We start from the raw sequence: 21,994 nt of genomic DNA, 5'->3' as shown, positions 1-21,994 counted from the left end.
CTTAATAGAAGAAGGGAATTTTATGTTTGAAATTGTTAATTACGAAAATATAGACCAAGAAAGAATAGATGCAAATCATGTACTAATAGATGTTAGATCCCCTCGTGAATATAAATCTCAGACTATACCAGGGGCTTTCAATATTCCTATTTTCAATGATGAAGAAAGAGAATTAATAGGTACAGTCTATAAACAAGAAAGTATTGAAAAAGCTAAAATAATTGGTATAGAGGTTGCGTCAAAACATCTTCCAGATATTTATAACAAAGTATTAGAGTTTGATAAAAAATATAAGAATCTTGTATTTTTTTGTGCTAGAGGAGGTTTTAGAAGTAGTTCATTAGTTTCTCTTTTTAGATCCATTGGAATAAATGCCATTAAACTTGATAGCGGATATAAAGGCTATAGAAAATATATAAACGAACATCTTCCAACAGTAATTGAAAAGATACAGTTTGTAGTCCTTTATGGAAATACTGGAACTGGAAAGACTGATATTCTAAAATATCTTAAAAAAGAAGGAATGGATGTTCTCGACCTTGAAGGATGTGCTAATCATAGAGGCTCTGTTCTTGGAAGTGTTGGACTTGGTGAACAAAATACACAAAAGATGTTCGAAAGTCTAATATATGAATCCTTAAGAAATAGAAAAACAAATCTTGTATTTGTAGAAGGAGAAAGTAAAAAAATAGGCAGAGATATAATACCTTCTTATCTATATGATGCAATGAATGATGGAATAAATATAAAAATTGAAACTAGTATGGAAAAAAGAATTGATAATCTTTTAAAGGAATATGTTCACGATACAGATACTGAGCTTATATCTTCATTAAATGATTTGAGAAAATATTTAGGCGATAAAAATATTAATAGGTATATAGAATTAATTGGCCAACATGAATATAAACAAATAATAGAAGAGTTAATTGTCAAATATTATGACCCATTATATGAAAATAAAGGAAGACAATATAGCAAAGTATTTTTTAACGATAATGCTATTTCAACAGCTGAAGATATAATTGAAAGATTTAAAAAACTAAGTTAGATACTCATATATAAAAATCAAGCTATAAAATTAGCTTGATTCTTTATATATAAGTATCTATGATGCAAATTCAACTAGTTCTTCATTTACACCTACTACTTTATATATGGTTTTAGCTATTAAATATATTAAAATCATAAATATATTAAATATAAGAAACACCATTAAACTATAGACCATTGGCGACATAAATCTTGTAAAAAATATATTGGCAAAAGGTGACTTATTCAAATAACAATAGTTAGAATTAGTAAATATATTAAATATATAAACCAATAAATGATAAATATTGGTAAAGTATAATATTGTCTTGAGACTACTTTTATTTATCCTATATTCATCAACTATTAAAAAATAAACAGTAGACCATAATAATCCAATATGCCCTATAAAATAAGAAACATTGGTATAATGGGGAAATGAAAAGGGATAAACATCAGTAGGTATCATTATAACTAATATTGAGCCTGCTAATCCCCAATAACAGGCTATATTTTTAAATATATCTTTATCTGTCAATAAACTTAAAACTGTAAAAATAATAGCAATCCTACAATTATATAATGGTAAGCTTTCCCTTATATTGCCATATCCTGAAAATCCATACCAAAGATACAATATTATCTGCTGTAAGGATAAAACAGCAATTATCAAACGTTTAAATTTCGTCCTGATTAGGGGTATTTTAAACTTTCTCTTATTTAATAATATATATTGGACTCCTAAAAATGCTATTATAATAATTATAAGATGTGTTAAACTCCATATTGGAAACACATAACCATCTGGACTTCCTCTAAAAAAGTATTTTAATCCTTTCATAAATCCACTCCTATCTTGGTATAAATCCTACCTTTTTATATACCTTTCTAAGTGTCTTCATGGCTTGATATTCAGCTTTTTCGGCTCCTTCTTTATATACCTTCTCTAAATAATCCTTATTCTTCACTAAATATTCAAATTTATCATGAACTGGTGAAAGACCTTCTACAACTACTTCAGCTAAATCATCTTTGAATTTTCCATAGCCTTGCCCTTCATAGCGGTTTACTATTTCTGATATTTCTTCCTTTGAAAATATGCTATAAATTGTTAATAAATTTTTTAATCCAGATTGGTCATCATTATAAGACATTACACCTAAGGAATCTGTAACTGCTCTTTTTATCTTCCTTCTTATGGCATCTTTATTATCTAAAATCAATATATATCCATTTTCATCTGAATCTGATTTACTCATTTTTGCTTCTGGATTTTGAAGACTCATTATTTTTGCTCCGAATTCCTTGATTAAAGGTTCTGGAACTTTAAAAGTATCACTATATTTATTATTAAACCTAACAGCCAAATCTCTAGCTAACTCTAAATGTTGCTTTTGATCTTCCCCTACTGGTACTAAATCAGCCTGATATAAAAGTATATCTGCTGCCATCAAAACTGGATAAGTAAATAAAGCAGCATTTAAATTTTCCTCTGATCTTCTAGATTTTTCTTTATATTGAGTCATTCTATTTAGTTGCCCCATATATGATATACTATTTAATACCCAGGTTAATTCTGCATGAGCTGGCACATGGGACTGAATAAATATCGTGGATTTTTCTGGGTCCATTCCACAAGCTAAATATAATGCCAATACCTCTAATGTATTTTTTCTAAGATCCTTTGGTACTTGAGGTACTGTAATAGCATGCATATCAACAATACAATAGTAGCAATCATATTCTTCTTGTAAGTCTACCCAATTTTTTATAGCTCCTATATAATTTCCAATAGTCAATGCTCCTGATGGTTGCACTCCACTAAATACAGTTTTCTTTTCCATATAAATATCTCCTTTCACTAATTTATAATTTAAATAGCTTCTCGCAGTTTCGCAACTCAAATCTATTTACTCGCTACGCTCGTATAGATTTGGTCCTAACGGACACTCCCAATGATAAATTCTACATTAAGGTTGGTGCTCATTGCGTTTGACCTACTAAAGCTCACTACGTTCGCTAAGTTAGGTCATTTCCCGCAGTCTCACTGCACAAATTCATTTGCTCATTATCATTCGCATGAATTTGGCGTTCGTTGCGTTTGACCTACTAAAGCTCACTACGTTCGCTAAGTTAGGTCATTTCCCGCAGTCTCACTGCACAAATTCATTTGCTCATTATCATTCGCATGAATTTGGCGTTCGTTGCGTTTGACCTACTAAAGCTCACTACGTTCGCTAAGTTAGGTCATAAAAAAAACCTTTCATCTCTGATTAAAGAGACGAAAGGATAATTCCGCGGTACCACTCTTCTTGCTAAAAGCCGGCTTTAATCCTGTAAGGTGGATAAATCCTATATCTTACTTATTTCAGATATAAACTCACAAGTCCATTCATCATAACAGTATCACTAGGCTCTCACTATTCCTAGTTCGCTTTAGACCTTTTTTATGATTACTACTCTTGTTCATTGCTCTTATTATATATTATACTCTAGATTTTTATATTGTAAACAGAAAATATATTTAATCAGATTTATACAACGTAAATATAGGCATTATATTTTTTTCGAACTACTCTTGCTGGAGCACCAACTGCTGTAGAATATGGTGGCACATCGTCTAAGACTACGGAATTTGCACCAATTTTAGCTCCTCTCCCAATAGTTATAGGACCTAATATCTTAGCGCCTGCACCAATTATAACATCATCTTCTATAGTAGGATGTCTTTTAGTACCTTTTTCACCGCCTATTCCGCCAAGTGTTACACCATGATACATCAACACATTATCTCCTACTTCTGCAGTTTCACCTATTACTACACCCATTCCATGATCTATAAATAATTTTTTTCCAATTTTAGCTCCTGGATGTATCTCAATTCCAGTTATTCTTCTAGCTCGTTGTGATATCATCCAAGAAAGTACGAATCTTTTTCTCTCATACAGTTTATATGCAATCTTATGATAAATTATTGCCTTTAGACTTGGATAGAAAAACATAGCTGTAAAAAGATTTTTAGCTGCAGGATCTTTTTCTAATATATTATTTGCTTCTTCTATGAGATACTTAAACATAGAATCACTCTCCATTAAATAAGTCTATAGATAAATACCTTTCTCCAGTATCTGGAAGAATAGTCAACACCTTTTTACCTTCACCTAGTCTTTTTGCTATTATATTTGCAGCAGCAACATTTGCCCCTGCTGAAATTCCAACTAGGATTCCCTCTTCTGCTGCTAATCTTTTAGCATATGAATATGCTGTTTCTTCATCAATATCTAGTATTTCATCTACTATGTCATTATCAAATATATCTGGTATAAAGTTTGCACCTATTCCTTGTATTTTATGACCATTTGGTTTACCTCCTGTTAAAACTGGAGATTTATCTGGTTGAACTGCCACTACCAATATATCTTTGTTATACTCTTTCAATCTTTTACCTGTTCCTGATACAGTTCCACCTGTTCCAACTCCTGCTATAAATGCATCTATGTTTCCATCAGTAGCTTGAAGTATTTCAACTCCTGTTGTTTCATAATGAGCTGTTAAATTATTTTTATTTGCGAACTGATTCGGCATAAAATAGTTTTTATCTTTAGCTAATTGATTTGCCAATTCCACTGAACCTGCCATACCATATTTTCCTTCCGTCAGTATAATTTTTGCACCATAAGCTTGCATTAGTTTTCTTCTCTCAATACTCATAGTGTCTGGCATAACTAAAATTACATTATATCCTTTTGCAGCTCCCATCATAGCCAAACCAACACCTGTATTTCCGCTAGTAGGTTCAATTATAGTACCACCTTTAGTTAAAATTCCTTCTCTTTCTGCTGCTTCTATCATATATAAAGCCGCTCTATCCTTTACACTTCCTGAAGGATTAAATGACTCAATTTTTACAAGTATTTCTGCTGAGCCTTCCTCTTTAATTTTATTCAATCTTACAATCGGTGTCTTTCCTACTGCTTCTCCAATATTGTTTAATATCATTTTATATACCTCCCTTTTTTATTCAATGCATAATTTGATAATTAATAATTTAAAACCATAAAATACTGGAGTCTTTAGTTCCTTATAAAGAAAAGCATACTACTAGTTTATCCTCATCTATGGGTAAAATTCCTCTAACATTTTTATCACCTTCTTCATATATTTAGGGACTAAATAAAAAAACCTTTTGCCCATGTATATATAAATATACAGAGGCAAAAGGTAAATTTCGCGGTCCCACTCTGCTTGAGGAAATAATAATCCCCAGCTCAATTCAAGTACTTTCATACTCTAGTTCTATAACGGGAACCACCGTATAAGTCTACTAACATTTTCGACTCCATGCTCCTTGGTGCACTTCAAATATATATAGTATAGATTCTTCCCACCAATAGAATCCTCTCTTGGATACTCTCTATAATTTACTTTACCAATTCATAGCATTTTAGTATGTTTTAAATATTATATTCAAGTATAGCATAATAGTTCATAAAAATAAAGTGTTTTTTTATTTTTCTATAATTAACTTTTGATAATATCACCTTATAATTATTCTAATAATGTTGTGAATTCACTAAATCTCTAATAGTTATTTTGTCAAGGAGGAAATCGACAGCGGTCCTTGATTAAATAACTATTAGAAATATTATCTTAATCATCATTTTTAAAGTTATGGTCCTCAACCATTTCATTTAGAGTCATAAAATTAAGAACTTTTCTTGCTATATTATTATATCTCTTAATATATCTTCTAAACACTTTTAGCATTTGTTTGTAACTTGCAAATCGTCTCTCACTGTAAAACAACTTATTATCTATCCTATGACTTTCTACTATACCATTTTGCCATGGTAAGTAAGGACAAACACGTTTATGCTTTATATTCATTTTTTCTAAATACTTTTCAAACTTTGATTTTCTACTTGCTAGTTCAAGTCATGACAAATAAATCATATTTCACAGATAAAGATTATTATATATCTCATAAAAAGTGGGTAGAATTTTCCTGTTTAAACAAGAGAATAAATTGAAAAATCAATTGCTGAAGTAGATAAATATACAATAAAAGATGAGAAGAACAAGTTGATGAAAAACTTATAGATGATACAGTATTTATGTTAGATAAAGCATTCGTAAACAGATGGCTTACTGATTTTGGCAGTAAATTAGGAGAAATACAACAAAAATTAAAACTTGATGATATGGAATTTAATTAATACCTATAATGAGGATGGAGACTTAGAAGATGATTTAAAATAACCAGTAGAAAATTACCACTGGAAGGTTGGCTATAATCAATATATAAAAATATCTTTAAAATAAGGTTTACTTAAATTGTAGTTTATGGTATTGTTAATACACTTAAGGGGGGGGAAAGAGAAGCAGAAATAGTTTTATTTTTTAAATTTAATATTCCTAATTTAATTCTTCTATTAAGAATAAGAAAGAAATAAGTTTTTTGAAATGAAAATTTAAGAGGGAAATTTTATGAAAAAAATTGTTGTTTTGTTATTATGCAGTGTTATTATTATATTTTTAGCTTTTATTGTTTTTGCAAATTTTGGTGTTAATTCAGAAACTAAGAGTTTAGAAAATTATATTTCTGATAAAAATATTTCTGAAATAATAGCTGTAGATAGTTTGGGAGACTTAGTTGATAGTGAAGAAATAAAAAACAAATTATTTGAATGTGAATATGGTCAAGTTAATAATTTATTGAAGGAGAATAATTTATTTTTGGTTTATAGCGAAGAAATCATTAAGCATCAGATTTATGATATATCTTCTGATGTTAAACGCGAATTTGTAACTGGTTATTATGGATATGATATAGAAAATAGACGAGCGCAAGAATGGATAACATCTATGAGTGTATCTTATATGAAGAATTCTGATGGAACATTAACTGCACAAGGTAATCCTAATATAAGTGTTTATGCTAACTTTGGTAGTGCATGGAATATAAAAGTTAATAATATTAGAACAGGATATTCATATAAAAATAGCGGAGAAGCAATAGAATTTTATGGAAATTATCGTCTGAATGCTACATTTGGGACATCTCTAGGATCAAAACTTGATTATGGTACTATACATGTTAGTAATATAGTAACATGGTAATTTTACAAATTAGATGAAATTTATAAAATTTTTATCTTGATTTAATAAATTTGAATGGTGCTTTCATTTGATAAACTTAATTGACAAGTTTCCTAATTACCAGATATTCGTTGTCAATTAAATTATTAATATTTAAGAAGATTTTTGAATCCTTTAATTTTAAATATGGTATATTGACGTAAGTTCAATAATTTATGGTTTAAATTGAAAGCCATTTTATTATCCTTATGGAGATACTCGAATTTTATATGGTAATATTATGTAAATAAGTATTATGATTCAATAACAAGAAATCCTTGGGTGAAATTTCTTTTATCCAAGAATTTCTTTATTCTGTCAATATTTAATTATTTCATAAACACAATACTAGAACCTAAATGAACATGCTCCTATCAAGTAGATAGTAGAAAAAACAAAAAAATCTTTGTACGCTAAAGGTTATTATTATATTTAATAGCATATTTGACTACTCTTTGATAAAACCTTATCTCTTCTATCATAATTAATTTCATAAGAAATATCCCTCCGATATTCTTGTTTGCTTTGGTTCACTAAAATTATATCAGAAATCTTTCTTTTATTATTGTTTTCTGTCATATCTGAATTATCTCATATCATTTTTTTATTTTTTTCTATCTTTTTATTATTCTTTTGGGTAATATGATTATGAGGTGATTAAACTTGAATTATACAAATATTTTATTAGTAGAAGATGAAAAGAATATTTCAGATGTTATTAATGCATATTTATCTAGAGAAAAATTTAAAGTATTTTTAGCTTATGATGGGGAGGCTGCTTTAAATTTATTTAGTAATAATGACATTCATTTAATTATATTAGATTTGATGATACCCAAGATTTCTGGTGAAGAGGTATGTAAAAGAGTAAGGTCTATATCAGATGTTCCAATTATAATGTTAACTGCGAAAACTCATGAAGATGATAGGATTGAAGGCTTATCAATAGGCGCTGATGATTATGTACTAAAACCTTTCAGTCCTAGGGAATTAATTAGTCGAGTAAAAGCATTACTTAGAAGAGCCTATCCTAATTCTAGGCCTTCAGCAGAAAAGCTTAGTTTCAATAATGGAGATTTGGAAATTGAAGTGGATAAAATGATAGTCAAAAAAAATAGCGAAAATATCAACTTAACAACAAATGAATTTAAAATTTTATTAGCCCTTATATCTAATATAAACCATGTTCTTTCAAGGGATCAGTTAATAGAACTTTCTCTTGGCTTTGGATATGAAGGTTTTGATAGAACTATAGATACTCATATAAAAAATATTAGGCAAAAAATTGAAAACACCCCTAGATTTCCTGAATATATTCATACAGTCTATGGTGCAGGATATAAATTTGAAATAGAAAAACAATAAATCCACTTTATTGTAATAATAAAGCGGATTTATTGCGGTTTGCTTATCTTCCTCAACGACTTCTTCCCATCATCCCCATACCTCTGCCAAAACCATTTCCATGACAGCCACCTGGCACAAGTCCATTTTCACTATGGAATTTTTCCATATAATCAAAATGCTCTTCCCATGCATCTGCTTCTTTCTCAGTTATTAATCCCTTTTCCAGAGCATTTTTTATTTCTCCTTTTCTATATTCATTTCTTTCTTTAAACCATGCTTCTCTATCTTCTGTACTAAAATTTGTATTTTTATTTTCAGGAATTATATTTGGTGTTTTTGCTGTATCAGCATATGAAACTATAGAACTAATTCCTAAACTTAATACTGCTGCCCCTATTACTAATGATTTCTTCATAATAAATCTCTCCTTTCAATTTATAGCTTTATTATAGCTACAAATTGTGAAGGAAATATGGAGAAAAATGAAATTATCTCAGATTTCTTTATAATGAATTCAAAATTAACTGTTATAATATATATTATAAATTTTATATTGCCAAAACAATCTAATATTTATGATTTAGACTACTTTCTGGCAATTATTGGAGGAATATATATGAAACTTTCTAAAAAGCTTACTTTGAGCCTTCTATTTTCAATCCTTCTTTCTACTATTATCATTAGCTTCACATCGAATTTAATGATAAATAATAAATTTGAAATTTATCTTGCTGAAGAGCAACAAAATAAGCTTCAACAAATATGTGATGAAATAAATGAATTATATAATAAAAATGGATATAAATTATATCAAAAGGAAATTAACTCCTACGCCTCTTTAGAAGATGTATATATTCAAATAAGAGATTTAGATGGTAATATTTTATATACGTCCAGTAACGGAAATGGCATGGGCGGAATGGGAGAAATGCATAGAAGAATGATGATGAGAATGCACAATATTCCTGAAGGGAAGTATGTTGAGAAATCTTATCCGTTACTTGATGAAGAGAATGAAGTAGGGAAATTAATTATAGGATATATTGATAATGCTTATTTAACTGAATCTGCAATTATTTTTAAAGATACCTTAACTAAATCATTCTTTATATCATCTATATTTACAGTCCTTTTTGGATTAGGAACTAGTACTATACTATCTAAATCTTTAACTAGTCCTTTATTAGAAATTAGAAACACAGCTGTTGAAATACGAAAGGGTAATCTTAATAAAAAATCTAATATAAATACTAATACAGTAGAGATTCTAGAACTATCAGATTCTATTAACTATCTAGGCGAGACTTTAGCCAATCAGGAAAATATTAGAAAAAAATATGCTTCTAATATTTCTCACGAAATTAGAACTCCACTTACTACACTTAAAACCCATATGGAAGCTATTATAGATGGAATATGGGAACCTAATGAAGATCATTTAGAAATTTTGATGAAAGAAATAGATAGGTTATCTAATTTAGTTGATGACCTTAAAGATTCTTTTAAATCAGAGGAATTAGAGCTTGTTATTAATAAAACTAAATTTAATATGTCTAAAGAACTTCATAATATTATTACAACATTTATTCCCCTATATACAAAGAAAGGCTTTATTATAGAAACCAATATTGAAAATAATATTGAGATTACTATGGATATAGATAAACTTAAGCAAATACTGTATAATCTTCTTTCAAACTCTATTAAATATCTAAATGAAAAAGGTAAAGTTTTTGTAACTCTTACAAAAGAAAAAGAAAGTGTTATTATTAAGGTTAATGACAATGGAATAGGAATCGAAGAAAAAAATCTGCCATTTATATTTGATAGATTCTATAGATCTGATGATTCAAGAAATAAAAGTACTGGTGGAACTGGACTCGGGCTCTCTATTGTAAAATCCATAGTTGAAGCCCATGAAGGAACAATAACAGTAGATAGTAAATATAAAGAAGGCACTGAAATTACAATAATTCTTCCTTTAAACAGCTAGTTATTCAGTTTCTCCTGTTTTAAATTTTTTTCTTCTAAATATATAAACTATCACTAAAACTAAAGGTATAAAAGTTTCAAAAATAAAATAATAAATATATTCTAATAATGGTATTGATTTTATTTCTATTAATATAGGTCTATATTCAGCAAAATAATAAGTTATCAATATAATAAATGTTCCTATAATATATAATATAAAATTTCTATCTTTTTTATTAAATACTTCTTTAAATGTCTCGGTGGCAATATATGTATACATTACAATTTTACCCATCATAGCTACTATCCATATAAGTATATAAACAGACTCTACTCTTTCAAAAATAGAATATGTTTTCATACGTCTTATATAGCTTAGAAAAGGAAAATTGGAATGTTTAGTTTGCTCTATTCCCAAAGATGCTTGAGTTGCTACTACTACAAGCAATATAAATAATGAAGAACAAAATACGGCTTTAATAAAAATCTTATTTATATCTTTCTTATTCTCAAGTTTGGGAGCAATCATACTTATTATAAATATATCAACAAATATGAAAGACATCTGTATTGCACCTATATTAATATCTAGAAAACTAGAGTCTTTATATATAGGCAATAATATTTTTAAATCTATGCTGCTATATCCTAAAACAACAAAAATAATAATGAAAACTAAAATAATTGGAACAAGCAACTCTGAGCCTCTTAGTATAACATCTACCCCTTTAGAAGCAACATACATACAACAGCCCATTAAAAATATTATGGTTAAAATAGGCTTTGTATTTGTTAGAAATGAAGTCCTTACCATTTGAATAGCTATATAAGAAAATAGAATTGCCACCGTTAAGAAAAAGATTCCATATAATGCCCCTACAACCTTACCAAAAACTTTACCTAGTATTTTTTCCGTATATTCAATAATTGTAAATTCATTAAATCTATTAGATAAAAATAATAAAGGAGTACATACTAAAGTAGTATAAAAAAAGGCTACTATAATAACCATCCAAATATCTTGATTAGCTGGAGGCATATAGATTATAGGCATAGTAGTCAGTATAGTAGTTACTCTACTAATAGTAATAAATAAGATTGCTTGCCTTGATGAAATCTTTTCACTCATACTTAATTATCTCCTTTTTCTTAAATTACTAGGCACATTAACTATTCCAACCTTCACTATATCCGTTTCTACATTAACACTATAAGATATCTCTGGAAAAATATTATGCCAGTCTTTAGATATCTTTTTCCATACTTCTGGATATTGACGATGTACTACCGCACCAATATTGAAATTATCTTGCTTGAATTCCTTTTGTCCTTTATCCATAGTTGCTGAAACAAGACTTTCTACTCTTTCAGAACAAGACTTTTCCAGTGCTTTAAGAACCTCGGAGTCAGTTACATCGACTGCTTTATTTTCTTCACCTAATCCTACTCTTAATTTTATGTTTATATTTAAATGTATTTGTCCATCATTTATCTCAACACTATTTTTAGTTTTTGAATTTAGAATTTCCATTGTATTAGGTTTTCTCTCACTTCCAATAATAGGCTTCCCTTTATTTAGTTCATCATTGATATTAAATACAATAACACCTTCTCCTATACGGTCTATGATAAAGTTATAACCAAGTATTTCATTTCCATCGAAATATCCTACTAAATAGTCCCTTTTAAGTACAGCTCCACCTGATGCATCTACTATTGATTTTGTAGTCATCTGTCTGCGTTTTTTCTCATCTATTACCATTTGATCTACTTTCTGTATAACTCCTATAACAGGTTCATTGCTTACTTCATAATAATATCTAAAATATTCAGCCATAGTTACACTAAAACATTTTCCACTATACTCAAATTTATCAAAAATATCTTTTAAATATTCTCCAGAAGATTCACTTAATTCTCCCCTAACCCCTATTACATCATAGGCCTTTGCCCCCTTAGCAACTACCATATATGCACTCTCTCTTGGCTCATAATCTCTTAAAAAGAAATCTAAACACTCATTAAGACCTTTCTTAGCAAACTCTTCACCAAATATAAGTACACTAGCATGAGAAAAAAATAATTTTCTATCAAAATGTAAAGTTACATTTCTAATTGCTTCAAATACAGTTTCACCTACACCTTGAACAAATATTACATTTTCTTCCGTAGGAGCTAAATTACTTGATGGTTGACTGCCACCAAATGTAGGGTCTACTATTTCACAGGTAATTATCACCTTATCACCTTCTAAATCAATTCCTGTTGCTGTAACTATAGCTAAAGTTTGTAATTCACGGGTTTCTGAACCAGATACAAGGGCTATAGAAGTTATTACTAAATATATTACTATAATTAAATTTTTTTTAGTTTTTTTCATCTATACCATTCCTTCTTGTGGCATCTTTATTAGTTAAGGCTCTAGGTCTATAATTCATATTCTTTATGGAACTCATAAAGATAAAATCTTTCATTCCTTCTCTATCATATGGAACTATAGGATACATATAAGGAACACCAAAGGATTTCAAAGATACAGCATGGATTATCATTGCTACTATTCCACAAGCTATGCCATACAATCCTAAAAATCCACCTAAAAGAAGTAATATTAACCTGTAAATAACTATTATTTCTCTTTGCTGTGGAACTATAAATTCTGATATCCCTGTAGTTGCAATAACTATGACCATTAAAGGTCCTACTAATCCTGCTTGAACTGCTGTCTGCCCCAGTACTATACCACTTACTACAGTTACTGCTGTACCTATATTATTAGGTATTCTGAGACCTGATTCTTTAATTAATTCAATAAAAAATAGCATAAGTACTGCCTCCATCAAAGCTGTAAATGGTACTTCCTGTATATTTCTAGCCATGGACATAAGTAGTTTTGTAGGTAACATTTCTTGATGAAAAGATTTCAATGCTACAAAGAATCCAGGTAAAACTATGGAGGAAATTAGGGCAAAAAGTCTTAAAATTCTAAGAAATGTTCCATATTGAGGTCTTGAATAATAGTCTTCTGCCATTTGCAAGTCTTCTATAAATAGTTTTGGTACAGTTAGTACATCAGGACTTCCATCACATAAAATAGCAATTCTCCCTTCCAATATTTTACCGACTGCTACATCAGGCTTTTCCGTATATCCAACTGTACATATCATGGTATGTGGAGCATCCTCTATATACCTCTGTATATATGCTCCATCTAATATTTCTCCCGCTTTAATACTTTCTATCCTTCTTCTTAATTCATCTAATATATTTTTCTCCACTAAACTATCTATATAAGCCAATGAAATCTGAGTATTAGTCTGCAACCCTATAGTATAGTCTTCAAATACTATATTGTTATTTCTAACTATTCGTCTTAGGAGACTTTTATTTACATTAATATCTTCAATAAATCTTTCTTTGGGACCTCTAACTACTCGCTCATTTCCAGGCTCATCTACTACTCTTCTTTCCCAGTAACCTAATTCAAATAAATATGCTGAGTCTATCCCATCTATAAATAACACTACATTTCCAATTGTTAATGGATGTAAAATGTCTTCCATATCATATACTTCTTTAGCACCTGCTATGAAAACTGTAGATAATACGTCCTGTGGAGATATCAAATCCTTGATTAATGGTTTTATTAAATCATTATTTAATCCTCCCCTATCAATTAACCCATCTAAATATCCAACCGTTGCCTTAACATTACATAAAGTGTCAAATTCATATAGAATTAGGTCACTGGAATTTTTAAATATTCTTTTTAACTCATCTTTATTTTTTTCTAAATTCTTTGAAATCATAATTTTCACCCTCAGAATTTTTCGACTACCATAGATTATTGACTATTAATGCAAAAAATATAATAATCATTAGGAAATTCCTAATGATTATTATATTTAAATCTACAGAACTTTTATTCTGCATAATGTTTTTTATCTTATAATTAAATTCTTTGCATGTTTTTCCGCCATAAACTTTATCTTTTCCACATCTAATGTTTTTATTTCTCTTTTCTCCATTATTATATTTCCATCTACTATTACTGTATCTACGTCTGAGGCTTGAACTGAATAAGCTAAAGATGAAATAATATTATGATGTGGATAAAGATGTGGCTTGTCTGTATCTATCAGCAATATATCTGCTTTCTTGCCTACTTCTACTGAACCTATTTCCTTATGCCAATTTAAAGCCTTAGCTCCATTTATAGTTGCCATTTCAATAGCTGACATAGCTGGAACTGATACTGCATCTAAATTAACAGCCTTATTTATAATAGCCGCTAGATTAATTTCTTCAAACATATTTAAATTATTGTTAGATGAAGAACCATCAGTGCCTAATGCCACTGAAATTCCTTTATTTAGCATTTTATCAACTGGCGCAAATCCACTGGCTAATTTAAAATTACTGCCTGGATTATTTACTGGAAACACATTTTTCTCTTTCATTATGTCAATATCCTCATCATTTACATGAACACAATGAGCTGCAATAGTATGCAGATCCAGTATACCTAAATCATATACATGTTTAATTGGCGATTTACCATGTAATTTAAAACTATCCTCTACTTCTTTTTTAGTTTCAGAAAGATGTATATGAATACCTGTGTTTAATTCTTTAGCTAAATTAAAAGCTTCTTTTAGAAAATCTGGACTACAAGTATATGGTGCATGAGGTGCTACCATAACTTTAATTCTATTATTTGCTTTTCCATTCCAATTTTTAAATAATTCTCTTGTTTCTTTAATTTTAGCTTTAGCTTCTTCATCTTCGATTAATCCCCTAGTAAGTACCCCTCTCATACCTGATTCTTCTAGTCCTTTACCTACTTCATCCATAAAGAAATACATATCGCAGAAAGCTGTTGTACCTCCTTGAATCATTTCAACCATACTTAGCAAAGAACCCCAATATACATCATCTTCTCTAAGTTTTGCTTCTGTAGGCCAGATTTTTTTTGTCAGCCAATCATGTAATGGTAAATCATCTGCAAAATTTCTAAGTAAAGACATTCCTATATGTGTATGTGCATTGATTAATCCCGGCATAGCTATTTTATTTTTTCCATCAATTACTCTTTCAACTTGTATATCTTCTCTTATTTCACCAATATGAGTAATTGTATTATTTTCTATATATATATTGGTGTTTTTAATTATTTCATTTTTCCCATCAATAGGTACCAAATCAATATTCTTAATTAACATACTATTCCCCCTAATATTATTAATCTAAATCTAGAGTCGTGTATTTCATTATACTATATACCAAACTCGGTATTAAAATTAATTGGATCACAATACCTGGGATACCAGTTGTAACTCCTCCTATAATGAAAGTTATAGGATCCATTTGATATGCAAAAAAAGCTGCTAAAATAAATACTACTAAACCTGCCATTATCCTTCCAGCTACCATAGATAATACCAAAGAAATTACAGAAGGCAATTTAAGCTTTCTATATAATATTGAAGCCACTAGACCATAAATCCCCAACTCAAAGACCATAATCACTGCCATAGGAAACAATGGGGGCATACCTGTAAGTAAAGAACTAAGTATTGGTGTTAATATGCCTAATAATAATGCCAAATAAGACGGTAATAAAAATCCTCCCAATAAAACAGGAATATGCATAGGTAAAAATACATTTCCTGGAATTCCTGTAGCATGGAATATCAATGGTATAATAATTCCTATAGCTAATAACACTCCCGCTATAACCAATTTTCTAGTATTATCTCTTTCGTACATAAAATCTCTTCCTTTCTATAAGATAGCAAAACACTATCGATTGTTGTTTATTGATGCAAAAAATTCCTTTATTCTTTGTAATAATAATATAGGATCTTTAGTATCTAGTGAAAGTTTCTCAATAGGACAATAATCAGTTTTATCTCTATTTTTTATATATGGACAAGAATTATCTATAATATGTGGAATTTTATACTCATCTAAAATTGCCAGTCCACTTTCTGATATTAATTCTCCATATACTTCTTTGATGCCAATATAAGTACATAAAACAGCTGCCCCTTTACCTATTACTCTGTCAGCCAATGAAGCCTCATAGGCCTTTGCCTTCATTTCAGTGGCTAAAGTATACATAGGCTTAATACCTTTATCCTTTGATTTAAAAACTACCTCGCCATTTTTTATGGCCACTAATGCCAGATCTTCCTCTAGCAAAAGTTTTCTCGCTATTTCTAAATCTTTCATATACTCACCTTCCTATTTTTATTCAATAATTAATGCATTATTTTCAAAGATATCCTTTCTCTTATAATACCAATATGAAAAGAATAATCTAAAACACATATCTATTCCAATGCCTATCCAAATCCATAGTATATCCGCTTTGAATATATATGCCATTATCATGACAAATGGAACCCTAATAATCCAAAGTCCTATTCCTGCATTTATCATAGGTACCATTGCATAACCTGCCCCCCTCAAAGCTCCGTTTAACACTCCAGATATATTTTGAGGCAATTGAGCAAAACCCATTACAAGTAAATACATGGCTCCCATCCTAATAACTTCATCTTCCTTTACTAAAAGCTTCATTATCTGTTTTGGAAAAATAATAAGTACACCTGCAGCAAATATTGTTACTATTATAGTATATTTCATCAGATGTTTAAGATATTTTTTACCAGATTCCTCATCTTTACTTCCTAAAGCATATCCTACAAATGTTGTTGCAGCAACACCAAAGCCTGTTGCTGGCATATAAGATATGGATTCTGCCTGTAAACCCAATTGATAAGCAGAATAAGCCAGTTCTCCATATGTAAGAATAGCTCTTGTAATAAATATAGATGCAGCCTGCCAGAATGATGTTTCAAAGGATGTTGGTAACCCAAGCCTAAGTATCGTCAGGGCTTCATCTGGTTTAAATTTGAAATTTAATTTTTCCCCCATATTAGCTATGATTCCATTTCTCCCAAATAACATTATTATGCCAAATATGGCTGCAACAATATACGCAGTATCATAAGCATATCCTGCTCCTTGTAATCCTAAGGAAGGAATGCCTGCTTTTCCAGTTACCAAAATAAATCCTGCAATAATATTAACTATATTTAATATTGCAACGGCTATCATGGGAGTTCTTGCATTACCCATTCCTTGAAGTATTCCCGAAACTAAAAGTATAATAGCTGCAAAAGGCAATGACCAAGAAATTATCCTAAGATATAATACACCATTCATAAGTAATTTAGGATTTGGATTAAATACTTTCAATAATGGCTCAGCAAACCAAAAAAGTAATTGCTGAAATATAATAGCTATACATATGGACAAAGTAAATGATTGCTCAGAAATAGATTTTAACTTCTTATAATTACCTGCACCATGGGACTGAGCTACCAAAACAGAAGTCCCCGTTGCTATACCTTTAAATATACCCCATAATATCCTATAAAGTACTGTAGCTATACCTATGGCTCCAACAGCATATGCATCAATTCTGCCAACCATTGCCATAAGTACAATTCCTGCAGTCATCTGCAAAATATTCTCCCCAGTAATTGGTAAAATCATAGATAATATTCTATTTCTAATTACCTTATTTTCAGATAAAAGTTTTTCCTCCATTCTATATCCCCTTGCAGTTAATTTTTTTAATATCTACTTTCATTATTATAATATATTTCGATACTCTAAACAAGTCAATATCTATATTTAGAACTATAATACTACTATACCATGCCTATTAGGAATAATAAATATAATTTGCTTTTAATTATGGCTCTGTTATAATGTTTTTGTCAATCTAATTCTAAGGAGGTAAGGATAATGGAAATAGTAAAAATATCTAGATTGGTTAAATCAGAAGATTTAAACCATCATGGTACATTATTTGCTGGTAGAGGAGCAGAATGGTTTGTTGAAGCATGTTTTATATGTGGTGCTAAAGTTACACAAAAACCTGAAAGTATAGTGTGTGTAAATATTCATGGATTAACCTTCAAAATTCCAGGTAATAGAGGTGATATAATAAATCTGGAAACTAGAATAGCTAAAACTGGAAAAACCAGCTTTACTGTATATGGGAAAATGACTAAAAATAATAGTAAAGAAATATTATCAGATGGATTCATTACCTTTGTATTTGTTGATGAAAATAATAAGACAATACCTCATGGCATAGTTTTAGAATACCCTATTGATGAAGAAGATATTAAAATAAGAGAAAGAGCAGAAAATTTAAAATAAATCAAAGAGGAAAGTAAATGATAACGATTATCATTTACTTTCCTCTTTTTCTATGCTATAATATTATTGGCTCAAAATTATCGCGGCAAATAATTTTGATGGAGTGATAAATATTGGCAAAAATGATGGGACCTAGATTTAAGCAATCTAGAAGATTAGGTTTGAATGTTTGTGGACATCCTAAGGCAATGGACAGAGCTGCTAGAGGAACTTCTCGAGCTGATAAAAAACTTACAGAATACGGAAGACAATTGTTAGAGAAACAAAGGCTTCGTGCATATTATGGTGTAATGGAAAAGCAATTTGCAAAATACGTTAGACAAGCCAAGAAATCTAGTGAACAAACAGGTCATGCCTTAGTTAAAATCTTAGAAACGAGATTAGATAATTTAGTATATAGACTAGGTTTTGCCTCATCCATTAGGCAAGCTAGACAAATAGTAGTTCATGGTCATATTTTAGTAAATGGAAAAAAGATAGATATACCTTCTTATATCGTACAAGTAGGAGATACTGTTGAGTTAAAAGAAAAATCCCAAAATGTTGAACTCTTCAAAGAAAATTTTAATAATTTCTTTTTAAATCAATATCCTTACTTGGAAAAATATGAAAATAAAATGTCTGGTACTCTAATTAAGTATCCAGAAAGAAATGAAATTCCCATAGAAATAGATGATCAATTAGTTGTTGAATATTATTCAAGACTTATGTAATAGTCTGAAACTAACATAAAAAGCTCTCAAATGAGAGCTTTTTTTATTCATCACTCAATGCTTTCAAACTGTTTAGTTATCAGTTTTTTTAAAGCCCAAAATAATATTACTGATGATATACTAAATATTAAAGTTAATAATCCATATATAAGATATATATCTACATTATCTATTATTTGAATTACTAAAAATATTAATCCTCCTACATATAAAGCGCCTATTCCCATAGCAATTAATACATTTAGATTTTGCTTCATAGCCTTTTGTGGATTATCCCAATCTAACATTGGTCTTAATATATCTATTATCATGCCAAGCTGAGTCATTGGAATACTTCCTAAAAGTCCTAAAAATATTATCAATATAATACTTAGGATATCTAATTTAACTATAAAAACCAAACTGATTAATAAAGCAATTATACCTAATATTTGAACAGCCAAAGATGATAATACTCTACCTATTATCTGATCCTCTACTTTTATAGGTAAAGTCTTTTGTATCCAAAAACATTTACCCTCCCTAGAAAAAGTAGTAGCTCCTATACTGTTTAACATGCCTAAGGCTGTAATAAAACCTATGCTGGCTAAAGTAATTAACCCAGAATTATTTCCTAGTATATCTATTATCCGGGACAAGGATTCATCTCCCCCAGCTATAGTTGACATCACAAGTATTATGGGAAATATAATTACTCCCCCTACTGCATTTAGTAAATATATAGGAGTCTTAAAAAGCATTATAATTTCCTTCTTAGCCAATGCTAAGTATGGTTTAGTTTCTTTAGACAAGTCTTTTACAGATATGTTTTTTCCTTTTCCCTTAGATGCTGACATTTCAATATTTCCTATTAGGCCATCAAAAAATAAACCTTCTGATAAAAGTATCATAATGAAGAAAGATATGATACTTACTACTATAAAAGATAATAAATTTATCAATCCTAATGCGCTAGAAATATTTGATAGAGCCAATGCTCCCCATTGTGAAGGCGGAAATACTAAACCTAATTTCTTCACTAGGAAATTAGAATCCTTCACTAAATTTATAATAAAATCATCACCTTGCATTAAGACTTTTTGAGTTATTGTTTGAATCTTAATCTGGATATATATCATTGCCATAAGAAAGACTACTGCACTAATTGTCCTAATTAAATCCTTCTTTCTTCCAACATTAGTATATTTCATAAAAAACATTATGACTATAGATGCTATTACTAATGGTATAATCGGAAGCATGACCACTAAAATTATGGAATATATCCAATAAATAGCCCCTTCTACATTTTTTATTCCATAAATAAAAACAAAGGGCAGTATTATAGGCAAAGAAGTCAGATATTCGCTAATTATAAGTGTTACGAACTTAGAACCTAATATATACGATGGTTTAATTGGTAATGGTACTAAATTGGATAAATCATTAGAAAAATAATATTTACTCATTACATAAAGCAATCCAAATAGAAATATCATTATCTGCGAAACTAAAAATCCTGAAAGTAAAAACATAGATTTCTGTCCTATTTGATCATAGATATCGTATATTCCATTTAAACTTTTCACAATAAGAAAATAAGTCGGTAATAAAGATAACATAGCTAGTCCAAAGAGTATTATCTGCCATCTATTTTTCTTAAGTTTAAATCTATATGCTAGAGAAGATAGACCAAATGTAGTATTAAGATCAGTTTTAATTAATGAAATTATTTTATTCATCATTCGGTTAACTCCAAGAATATGTTTTCTAAGGATTCTTTTTCAGTGGCATGAGCTCTCAACTCTTCCATTGTTCCCACTGCTACGATTTTCCCTTTATTTATTATTGCGATTCTATTGCAAAGTTTTTCTGCTACCTCCAATACATGGGTAGAAAAAAACACAGTCTTTCCTTCATCACACATTTTTCTCATGATTTCTTTAAGATTAAAAGCTGATTTTGGATCCAGCCCCACCATAGGTTCATCTAAAATAAATAATTGAGGTTCATTTAATAAAGCCGATGTAAGAACTATCTTTTGTTTCATACCATGGGAATAACTGGCTATTATATCTCCTATAGCATCTTTTATGTTGAATATTTCCAGGAAATAATTCATCCTTTCTTCCCTCTTATCTTTAGGAATACCATACATATCAGCTATGAAATTTAAATACTCAATACCCTTCAATCTATCATAAATTTCAGGATTATCTGGTACATAACTAATCATAGACTTAGCTATAAGTGGCTCTTTCCAAGCATCTACTGTATCTACTGTTACCTTGCCACTATCTGGTTTAAGTAATCCTACTATCATCTTTATTGTAGTAGTTTTTCCCGCACCATTAGGTCCTAGAAATCCAAATATTTCCCCGGGCTTAATGTCCAAATTAATATTATCTACTGCTTTTACTGAACCCTTATTATAAGATTTAGTAACTCCTTCAAGTTTTAGCAAACTCCATTCCTCCTTGTCTTGTATAGTATATTAATCATTTTATTGTATCAGCTGTAATTTCTACAACTACAATGACCTTTATCCTAATTCCTTATTTTTGATCTAT

General features: G+C 29.5%; 21 protein-coding genes and 2 other annotated features. Of the genes, 6 read left to right on the top strand and 15 right to left on the bottom strand.

All coding sequences use genetic code 11. The features are described from left to right. Window positions 1-22: 22 nt before the first annotated feature. Complete coding sequence (gene mnmH, locus ABWP20_RS02745; RefSeq protein WP_353093498.1) at window positions 23-1,051, top strand: tRNA 2-selenouridine(34) synthase MnmH; 1,029 nt, start codon at window positions 23-25, stop codon at window positions 1,049-1,051. Window positions 1,052-1,108: 57 nt separating this feature from the next. On the opposite strand, the gene ABWP20_RS02740 is transcribed toward mnmH, so the two are convergent. The 5 genes from ABWP20_RS02740 to ABWP20_RS02720 form a co-directional block, all read right to left on the bottom strand. Continuing rightward, complete coding sequence (locus ABWP20_RS02740) at window positions 1,109-1,873, bottom strand: YwaF family protein (protein ID WP_353093496.1); 765 nt, start codon at window positions 1,871-1,873, stop codon at window positions 1,109-1,111. Between the two features lie 10 nt (window positions 1,874-1,883). Further along, complete coding sequence (trpS, locus tag ABWP20_RS02735; protein ID WP_353093494.1) at window positions 1,884-2,876, bottom strand: tryptophan--tRNA ligase; 993 nt, start codon at window positions 2,874-2,876, stop codon at window positions 1,884-1,886. Between the two features lie 430 nt (window positions 2,877-3,306). Further along, window positions 3,307-3,511: a binding site (T-box leader), on the bottom strand. Window positions 3,512-3,566: 55 nt separating this feature from the next. Beyond that, a complete protein-coding gene (gene epsC, locus ABWP20_RS02730; RefSeq protein WP_353093492.1) occupies window positions 3,567-4,109 on the bottom strand; it encodes a serine O-acetyltransferase EpsC in 543 nt (180 codons plus the stop codon). A gap of 4 nt (window positions 4,110-4,113) precedes the next feature. Further along, window positions 4,114-5,031 (bottom strand): cysteine synthase A, encoded by a 918-nt coding sequence (gene cysK, locus ABWP20_RS02725; RefSeq protein WP_353093490.1) that lies wholly within the window; start codon window positions 5,029-5,031, stop codon window positions 4,114-4,116. 208 nt (window positions 5,032-5,239) lie between these two features. Beyond that, window positions 5,240-5,479, bottom strand: a binding site (T-box leader). A gap of 203 nt (window positions 5,480-5,682) precedes the next feature. Next, window positions 5,683-5,919: an integrase core domain-containing protein gene (locus tag ABWP20_RS02720; protein ID WP_353093489.1), complete on the bottom strand. Its 237-nt coding sequence runs from the start codon at window positions 5,917-5,919 to the stop codon at window positions 5,683-5,685. A 600-nt stretch (window positions 5,920-6,519) separates the two neighbouring features. Between ABWP20_RS02720 and ABWP20_RS02715 the strand changes: the two genes are divergently transcribed. Both ABWP20_RS02715 and ABWP20_RS02710 read left to right on the top strand, forming a co-directional pair. Next, window positions 6,520-7,152: a hypothetical protein gene (locus ABWP20_RS02715; protein WP_353093487.1), complete on the top strand. Its 633-nt coding sequence runs from the start codon at window positions 6,520-6,522 to the stop codon at window positions 7,150-7,152. Window positions 7,153-7,833: 681 nt separating this feature from the next. After that, entirely contained in the window at window positions 7,834-8,535 is a 702-nt protein-coding gene (locus tag ABWP20_RS02710; RefSeq protein ID WP_353093485.1) for a response regulator transcription factor, read from the top strand. Window positions 8,536-8,587: 52 nt separating this feature from the next. Here ABWP20_RS02710 and ABWP20_RS02705 read toward each other — a convergent pair whose 3' ends face one another. Further along, window positions 8,588-8,932 carry a hypothetical protein gene (locus tag ABWP20_RS02705; protein WP_353093483.1) on the bottom strand — a complete coding sequence of 115 codons (345 nt, stop codon included), beginning with the start codon at window positions 8,930-8,932 and terminating at the stop codon, window positions 8,588-8,590. Window positions 8,933-9,133: 201 nt separating this feature from the next. Between ABWP20_RS02705 and ABWP20_RS02700 the strand changes: the two genes are divergently transcribed. Beyond that, window positions 9,134-10,510, top strand: a complete 1,377-nt coding sequence (locus ABWP20_RS02700; protein WP_353093481.1) for a sensor histidine kinase — start codon at window positions 9,134-9,136, stop codon at window positions 10,508-10,510. Here ABWP20_RS02700 and ABWP20_RS02695 read toward each other — a convergent pair whose 3' ends face one another. From ABWP20_RS02695 to ABWP20_RS02665, 7 genes are all read right to left on the bottom strand, one after another. After that, window positions 10,511-11,620: a GerAB/ArcD/ProY family transporter gene (locus ABWP20_RS02695; protein ID WP_353093479.1), complete on the bottom strand. Its 1,110-nt coding sequence runs from the start codon at window positions 11,618-11,620 to the stop codon at window positions 10,511-10,513. Between the two features lie 6 nt (window positions 11,621-11,626). Next, entirely contained in the window at window positions 11,627-12,871 is a 1,245-nt protein-coding gene (locus ABWP20_RS02690) for a Ger(x)C family spore germination protein (protein WP_353093477.1), read from the bottom strand. Beyond that, window positions 12,858-14,300, bottom strand: a complete 1,443-nt coding sequence (locus tag ABWP20_RS02685) for a spore germination protein (protein WP_353093475.1) — start codon at window positions 14,298-14,300, stop codon at window positions 12,858-12,860. Before ABWP20_RS02685 ends, ABWP20_RS02690 begins: the two co-directional genes overlap by 14 nt. Window positions 14,301-14,432: 132 nt before the next feature. Beyond that, the gene (locus ABWP20_RS02680; protein WP_353093473.1) at window positions 14,433-15,713 is read right to left on the bottom strand and encodes an amidohydrolase; all 1,281 of its coding nucleotides are present in this window, start codon (window positions 15,711-15,713) and stop codon (window positions 14,433-14,435) included. A gap of 19 nt (window positions 15,714-15,732) precedes the next feature. Beyond that, window positions 15,733-16,260, bottom strand: coding sequence for an ECF transporter S component (locus tag ABWP20_RS02675; RefSeq protein WP_353093471.1), 528 nt, complete (start codon window positions 16,258-16,260; stop codon window positions 15,733-15,735). Between the two features lie 33 nt (window positions 16,261-16,293). Beyond that, window positions 16,294-16,725 carry a DUF1893 domain-containing protein gene (locus ABWP20_RS02670; RefSeq protein ID WP_353093469.1) on the bottom strand — a complete coding sequence of 144 codons (432 nt, stop codon included), beginning with the start codon at window positions 16,723-16,725 and terminating at the stop codon, window positions 16,294-16,296. Window positions 16,726-16,743: 18 nt separating this feature from the next. Continuing rightward, window positions 16,744-18,111 (bottom strand): MATE family efflux transporter, encoded by a 1,368-nt coding sequence (locus ABWP20_RS02665; RefSeq protein WP_353093467.1) that lies wholly within the window; start codon window positions 18,109-18,111, stop codon window positions 16,744-16,746. 201 nt (window positions 18,112-18,312) lie between these two features. Here ABWP20_RS02665 and ABWP20_RS02660 point away from each other — a divergent pair, with 201 nt between their 5' ends. Both ABWP20_RS02660 and rpsD read left to right on the top strand, forming a co-directional pair. Next, on the top strand, window positions 18,313-18,732 hold the full coding sequence (locus tag ABWP20_RS02660) for an acyl-CoA thioesterase (RefSeq protein ID WP_353093465.1): 420 nt from the start codon (window positions 18,313-18,315) through the stop codon (window positions 18,730-18,732). Window positions 18,733-18,845: 113 nt separating this feature from the next. Further along, window positions 18,846-19,445, top strand: coding sequence for a 30S ribosomal protein S4 (gene rpsD / locus ABWP20_RS02655; protein ID WP_353093463.1), 600 nt, complete (start codon window positions 18,846-18,848; stop codon window positions 19,443-19,445). 50 nt (window positions 19,446-19,495) lie between these two features. Here rpsD and ABWP20_RS02650 read toward each other — a convergent pair whose 3' ends face one another. Next, window positions 19,496-21,169 (bottom strand): putative ABC transporter permease subunit, encoded by a 1,674-nt coding sequence (locus tag ABWP20_RS02650; protein WP_353093461.1) that lies wholly within the window; start codon window positions 21,167-21,169, stop codon window positions 19,496-19,498. Further along, a complete protein-coding gene (locus ABWP20_RS02645) occupies window positions 21,166-21,888 on the bottom strand; it encodes an ABC transporter ATP-binding protein (RefSeq protein ID WP_353093459.1) in 723 nt (240 codons plus the stop codon). Before ABWP20_RS02645 ends, ABWP20_RS02650 begins: the two co-directional genes overlap by 4 nt. Window positions 21,889-21,994 lie beyond the last annotated feature (106 nt).

It is taken from the genome of Tissierella praeacuta, assembly GCF_040396155.1.
GTDB classification, from domain to species: domain Bacteria; phylum Bacillota; class Clostridia; order Tissierellales; family Tissierellaceae; genus Tissierella; species Tissierella praeacuta_A.
The sequence above is the reverse complement of the archived record's forward strand: the minus strand, read 5'-3'. Positions and strand labels throughout refer to the sequence as shown.